The sequence below is a fragment of the Paenibacillus sp. 01T422 genome, assembly GCF_056398785.1.
Genome location: NZ_JBFTQB010000367.1, coordinates 1 through 5,821, shown reverse-complemented (window position 1 = coordinate 5,821; position 5,821 = coordinate 1). Strand labels below are relative to the sequence as shown.

Below are 5,821 nucleotides of genomic sequence, written 5' to 3'. Positions count from 1 at the left end.
ATGGAATGGTCTCCAGGTTGGACAAGTTTGATTATTAATCTGTTACTGTTGGCAATTGGATCCCGTTTGTTAACAAGAAAGACTGTATTATATACAATCGTTGCCGTTTCTTTCCATTCGTTGTTTCTTCATCTGACCCAGGGTTGGCATATTGCTTCAAACGATTTAATTGTGAATTCCATTTTCGGAGGGGCTATAATTGGATTTGGCATCGGACTTATTGTTAGGGTAGGAGGTACGACTGCTGGCACTGTTATTATAGCGAAGTTGATGAACAAGTTCTGGGACTGGAATATCAGTTTTGCGTTGTTGTTGTGCGATGTTCTTGTAGCAGCGTCCTCCTACTTTATCATTGGCCCCGAAAGACTGATGTTCACCATTATTATGCTTTTCGTTGCTACCAAAGTGATGGAGTTCGTGATAGAGGGATTGAACCCAACGAAATCTATAACGATTATTTCCAAAAAACAAGACCAAATAGCTCAACAAGTAAACAATCTTATGGATCGAGGTGTTACGGTCTTAAGCGGTCATGGTTATTATACGAAGACTTCCATGAATATTCTCTATGTTGTAGTCAAGAAACAGGAGGTTGCCCTGCTGAAGAACATCGTAAAATCCGCGGATCACGAAGCTTTCATGACGGTTCAAAATGTGCAGGATGTGTTCGGTAAAGGTTTTGTCGACATTCATAATCCCTAAATATTCTGCTTGTTGATTGAGTATTCCAAAGTTCACCCGAAGTATTCGTTAATTTGCTAAGTCCACTCAACATGAAGCTGGATACTATACTGTTGGGTGACAAATATGTTTTGAAGTACTTCTTACAACCATTTATACAGCTCAAATTCAACAAACGTTCACTGTTAGAGCGTAGTGACAGATTTAACCGCTCCAATAAGATTTTCAAAAATATAGTTACTTTTGCGCTACAAACAAAAACATCGTCAAAAATTATGACGATGTTTTTGTTCGGGAAGTGGATAAAGATCTTGTCATAAATATCATCAAATTCTTGTCAAACTGACAACTTGTAAGCTCGAGTCGTATACACTGTTCCATGTATGCTAAATTAAAAAGTTTAAAATTTGCGTTCCGTCCTTCATCTGAAACTTGGTAATACCCGTACCGTATTCGCCAGCAACATAACGGTTATCGATCAGCGGATAGTCCCCGTCCGGCACGAAGTTCCCCTCAACCGAACAGAGCTCGTCGTAATCCAGCACAACGGTCCCGAGCGCCGGCGATTCGTAGCGGAGTCCTTCGCCCGACTCCACCAGCCGGGCTGCCATGATCGTTTCGACAAACTCGGAGAATGTTCCGGATTGACGCAGACTGCCTGCCTCGAACAACCAAGTATTATTTTTATGCATACAGAGCAACTCGCAATTTTTATATTTCCCCGATACCGTCCGAATATAGGGAAGCTGAGAATATACCGCGATATACGCTTCATTCTTGCGTCCGAACAGCCAACCTCCGCACTCTACCGTTTCATCGAACCGTTCGAAAGGAAAATAACAGTGGGTGAAACCCGGCCCTTCGTCAAGGCGGTAGATGTACGCCAGCAGCTGCTTGTACGCAATCGTCTTCGGATTGCGGTACTGCCCCCCCCCCCCCAATAGGAGGGACGAGTCATTCCCGATTTATTATCGAAACAGGTGACAAATACCGGCACTGTACCGTCCAATAAGATCTGCCCAGCATGAACTTGTCCGCCGTGCTCCCCTTTCTTCGATCCCACCATGCCGGATACTATATATTCCTTAGTCCGGTAGGTGGCGCAATTTACACCATCCATTCCCTTGTTCGGGAACAAGCCCATTCGTGTCCGGGTAAATAGGTCTTCCTCGTCTGAGGCTACGCCCTCCCAATCCGCGTGTGGCGTATAGGTACTGCTTGCGAGCGCCACGCAGCCGATAGACAGCTTCCTAACGAGCCTCTTAGGCTGACCGAACAGCAGCCAATTCAGGTGACTCATCGACTCGAGTTCTGGATGAATGATGCTCTCCTCGTAGCTGCGGCCATGGGTCGTAACCATCACGCCCCGGTAGCTGTGCGTTGCCATAATTGCTACCGTTAAATCAATCAGCTGACGGGCAAGGATGCGAATATAGGCGTTTTCCTCGCCAAAGTCATAAATGTTCAGCAGAGCCAGCAAATCCTCTTCATAATACGTATTGGAATGCCACTCCATATAACCATAAGTGCCCTTCTCCTTAATCCAGCGCTCGGATTTAAGCTGACCCTTCATCGCATGAAACAGTCCGTTCTGTCCGCTGTTGGTAAACAGATCGCCGGGAAACAATAACCCCGCCACATATTCCGCACTATGAAATAATATTTCATGATTCACCGAGCGAGTAAACATCATCGACCTTCCCGGCTCATCGACCCAATACTTGAACCCAAGGATGCAAGCCTTCATCCGCTCCTTAAGAGGCTCTGGAATTCGTCCGCTTCCCGCATGGCGAATGTACATCCGAAGCAAACCGTGCATTGCAAAATCAGCACAATTATACCTATTAAAGATTAAAGCCGATAACTAAATAGATCCCAGAAAATAGGGGGAATTCATAATGAAATTAAAAACAAAACTAATTGCCATTACAGCTACATGTTTAGTTGGGGCAAGTATATTTTCAGTTTCCGCACTTGCTGATAAAGATATAGCCTCTTTGAAAGTTCAAATTAAGGCTAAGAAAGCTCAATTTGGCATTGATTACAAAGTGCAGTAAGAAATAACGACGATACGTATCTCAAAAAGGCAGAAGAATCACTTAAACATATCGAGCAATTGAAAAAAGGAAAAGAATCATACCTAAAGTATGAAAAGTTTGATACCGACACTACCACCACGCAAATCTACCCGTTACTTGAAAAGACAAGGCAGCTGCTCGTATGCCAGCTGCCTTTGTCTTTTGATTGAACTCGTTATCCATTAGTTGAATAAACCACCGGATTCCCCTTCGCTATAACGCTTTTCAGCAACTTTCGGAAATGTTACTTTCTAATATCAATTCAAAAATAAATTCTTCAGCAATTACAAAGGAATTCTAGCGCGATGATCTGGCACCGGTGCGGGCGCGTCGGGCAAACCTAAGTCATGGAGGTTCTGCAGTGATTTGACTTGGTTACCGCCAAAGCGCCGCTTGGAGAGCGGACCACGCACGCCGGCTAACCGGAGCCTTTTGCGTCTGCAGCGCGATGAGCCGGCCACCGGTGCAAGCGAACCAGGTCAATTATTTGGACTGATGTTAGTTTGGAATAGAATGTCCGTTTCTCAAAAGGGAGTAGGATGTCTGTTTCTGAAAACCATGGTGCATAAAAGTCTACAATTGTAATCCCTTGTCCATTGCCTTGGAAACAATTCTAACTGTTTGTAACATATTTTACAGAAAAAATCCTGTCTACCCTCCATCCTTGGCATCATTTCATTTTCCTAAAGCAAACTAGACACAACATGCTTAGAGGAATAATAACGCTCGGTAAGATAATTGAAAATGGTAGAATGGATAGATCATAAGCAATGAGCTCCGCTGAATTGACAGCACTTTTACTTGAAACCACTAAAAAGATTGCACCTACAGGCAAATAGAGTGCCTTTATATCTCGCAATTTAAACATTCGACCTATTATTTTTATAAATACGTATTGGATAACGATAATCTCGAAGAGTGTTAGAACTGTCCAAATGCTGATAATCATAATTTCAATTCGCTCAATGTATTCTCCAAGTTTAACCATTTGGATGGAGGAAAAAAATGGGAAGGATGCCGTTTTAAACATATTATCACCAAGGCTACCAAACGAAAGATAGGTTGCGATGAGCAAATATATGCAGGAGGAAACGATTGCGATTGAGCAACTTTTATATATCTTCTTGAGAACTGTCACCTCTGAGAAGACAAAAGCGATGACTGCTGCTTTACCGAAGGGAAAACCAAACGATATCATTGCACAGTAAAATATCAATGGAAAAGGATGCTGAAACTGTGGCAGTAAAGGGTTATCCTCAACGTCTTGATAAATTAAAAATCCAATGATTAAGATGGCGGCAATGAAAAATGGCAAAATAAGTACGATGGATCGAGAAATGGTGCCAAGTCCAAGAAAAGCAGCGTAAGTCGTCACACATAAAACAAGCCCCATGATCAATATTGGAGAAGTATTCGGCAGAATTGCTGTTGTATAAAATAACGATATAGAGCGTAGCGATAATACACCCAGGACAGTCATGCTCATGAGATAAAAAACTAGTACAAACTTCCCTAACCATTTACCAAATAAAGTTTCAACTATGTCACTAAAATTCAAATTTGGAAACTGGCTTTGGACATATGTAAACACTTTAAGTATCAGAAGTACAGCAACCATCGCTGTAACATTTGCAATCCAAACATCATGCATAATTACTTTTGCTTCTAACAAATAGAGGGTTGAGAAGCCCGACATGAATGCAAAACAAAGAAATCCGAGCTGAAATGGCGATATTTTTTCAAATTTCACAATGGATATTCCTCCGGAACAAAGTTTACCTTACGCTTCACATACTCGGCAATTGGCTTGTAAAGCCATATATTTATGGAACTAGGCGTTGGAATCTGGTCACCAATAGAAGGTACGAAATACATACCCGCGATTAGCGATAACATACAGAGTACAGCGGCTTCACGTCGAAATTTCTTCTTCCACAAACTTGTAGCTTTCCAAGCACAGTAAAGGAAAATTAATATAATCGTCAAATAACCATTCATTTTACACCTCCGAGTACTTGAATCATTCCAACCGTTGGAATCTTAACGTCCACGTGTACACGAATCGGAATTTTAGGATAGATGTCAGTTACCCATGTTTTCTCCATCCCGCCCCACTCCTTTGGATGGTATTTACTAATAAAATCAGAAAATCCAACAACATCTACCTTTAGTTCGTGTTGAAAACGGTTTAGGCTATCTTTGATACGCTGTTCTATTTGTTGACTGGAAGACTTTTCGATAGCTTGAAGTGTGGTCGGATCTGGTAAATTTAAGTACTTATCGAGACTCGTTACAGATCCTATTAATCCTATTTTAATCATGATAAGGGGTTTTCCATCCTCTTGAATTAACTTCATAGACCGCTTGCTTACCTTCATCCTCATTCCTAAATTGGCCGATTTATAAGCCACATATTCCGAAAACTCAAGATCATGCCAATATTTCCTATTGACAATAATTTGAATTGAAAGAACATCCGTTCCCGAAATCCATTGTGTGAGCCTCCCCTGTTGAATGACAGAACCGCCTCTAAGTTGAAGCACTTCACGTGAACTGCCAATTGGCTTCAGTTTGCTTAGCCTTCCAGTTACAAATCCGCGATAAGGATTGGTGTAATAGTTTACGACATCTTTAACAGTAATAGATAGGCTTTTTCCCCATAGATGCTCATTTTTGATTTTACCAATCATTTCATTCGAGATAAGATCTTGGGTTTCTGCTTTGGTTCTCATCATTTCGCTTGCATTTCCCTGGCTTACAATTATGTAACTGGATAGCCGAATATCTCGCGTCCGAGTCATAAAATCCACAATTTCGTAGATCGAATTCCGTGCCGCGCTTTCGCCAATTAGAAAARACTTATCATGTTGCCAGACCAGCACTTTTCCTGCGCGACTCCGTAAATTGCGTGCTGCCTCGAAAATAGACTTGCCTGATGCAGTAGCGACCCATTCTATTTTTTCGTCTGAGTCTCCAGAACTGTTCGTTGAAGCGTCAATACAGTTGATAGTAAAAATAAACATTTGTTTATCTTTGTCATAATCAATTGCTGTCAGCATGAC

The 5,821-nt window shown here is 41.8% G+C and carries 8 protein-coding genes; 3 read left to right on the top strand and 5 right to left on the bottom strand.

Annotated elements, in window-relative coordinates:
* Nucleotides 1–702 (top strand): YitT family protein (locus tag AC1DUA_RS20210; protein WP_477501483.1); only part of this gene is annotated, 702 nt, incomplete at its 5' end.
* 365 nt (nt 703–1,067) lie between these two features.
* Here the strand turns inward: AC1DUA_RS20210 and AC1DUA_RS20205 are convergent.
* Nucleotides 1,068–1,373: a hypothetical protein gene (locus tag AC1DUA_RS20205; RefSeq protein ID WP_477501482.1), complete on the bottom strand. Its 306-nt coding sequence runs from the start codon at nt 1,371–1,373 to the stop codon at nt 1,068–1,070.
* A 113-nt stretch (nt 1,374–1,486) separates the two neighbouring features.
* Entirely contained in the window at nt 1,487–2,500 is a 1,014-nt protein-coding gene (locus AC1DUA_RS20200; RefSeq protein ID WP_477501481.1) for a hypothetical protein, read from the bottom strand.
* Nucleotides 2,501–2,579: 79 nt separating this feature from the next.
* Here AC1DUA_RS20200 and AC1DUA_RS20195 point away from each other — a divergent pair, with 79 nt between their 5' ends.
* Complete coding sequence (locus tag AC1DUA_RS20195) at nt 2,580–2,738, top strand: hypothetical protein (RefSeq protein WP_477501480.1); 159 nt, start codon at nt 2,580–2,582, stop codon at nt 2,736–2,738.
* Nucleotides 2,739–3,125: 387 nt separating this feature from the next.
* Entirely contained in the window at nt 3,126–3,344 is a 219-nt protein-coding gene (locus AC1DUA_RS20190) for a hypothetical protein (protein WP_477501479.1), read from the top strand.
* A gap of 85 nt (nt 3,345–3,429) precedes the next feature.
* On the opposite strand, the gene AC1DUA_RS20185 is transcribed toward AC1DUA_RS20190, so the two are convergent.
* The 3 genes from AC1DUA_RS20185 to AC1DUA_RS20175 form a co-directional block, all read right to left on the bottom strand.
* The gene (locus tag AC1DUA_RS20185) at nt 3,430–4,509 is read right to left on the bottom strand and encodes a GerAB/ArcD/ProY family transporter (protein WP_477501478.1); all 1,080 of its coding nucleotides are present in this window, start codon (nt 4,507–4,509) and stop codon (nt 3,430–3,432) included.
* Entirely contained in the window at nt 4,506–4,757 is a 252-nt protein-coding gene (locus tag AC1DUA_RS20180; RefSeq protein ID WP_477501477.1) for a hypothetical protein, read from the bottom strand. Before AC1DUA_RS20180 ends, AC1DUA_RS20185 begins: the two co-directional genes overlap by 4 nt.
* The coding region (locus tag AC1DUA_RS20175) for a Ger(x)C family spore germination protein (RefSeq protein WP_477501476.1) at nt 4,754–5,821 on the bottom strand (1,068 nt) is incomplete at its 5' end. The genes AC1DUA_RS20180 and AC1DUA_RS20175, both read right to left, overlap by 4 nt.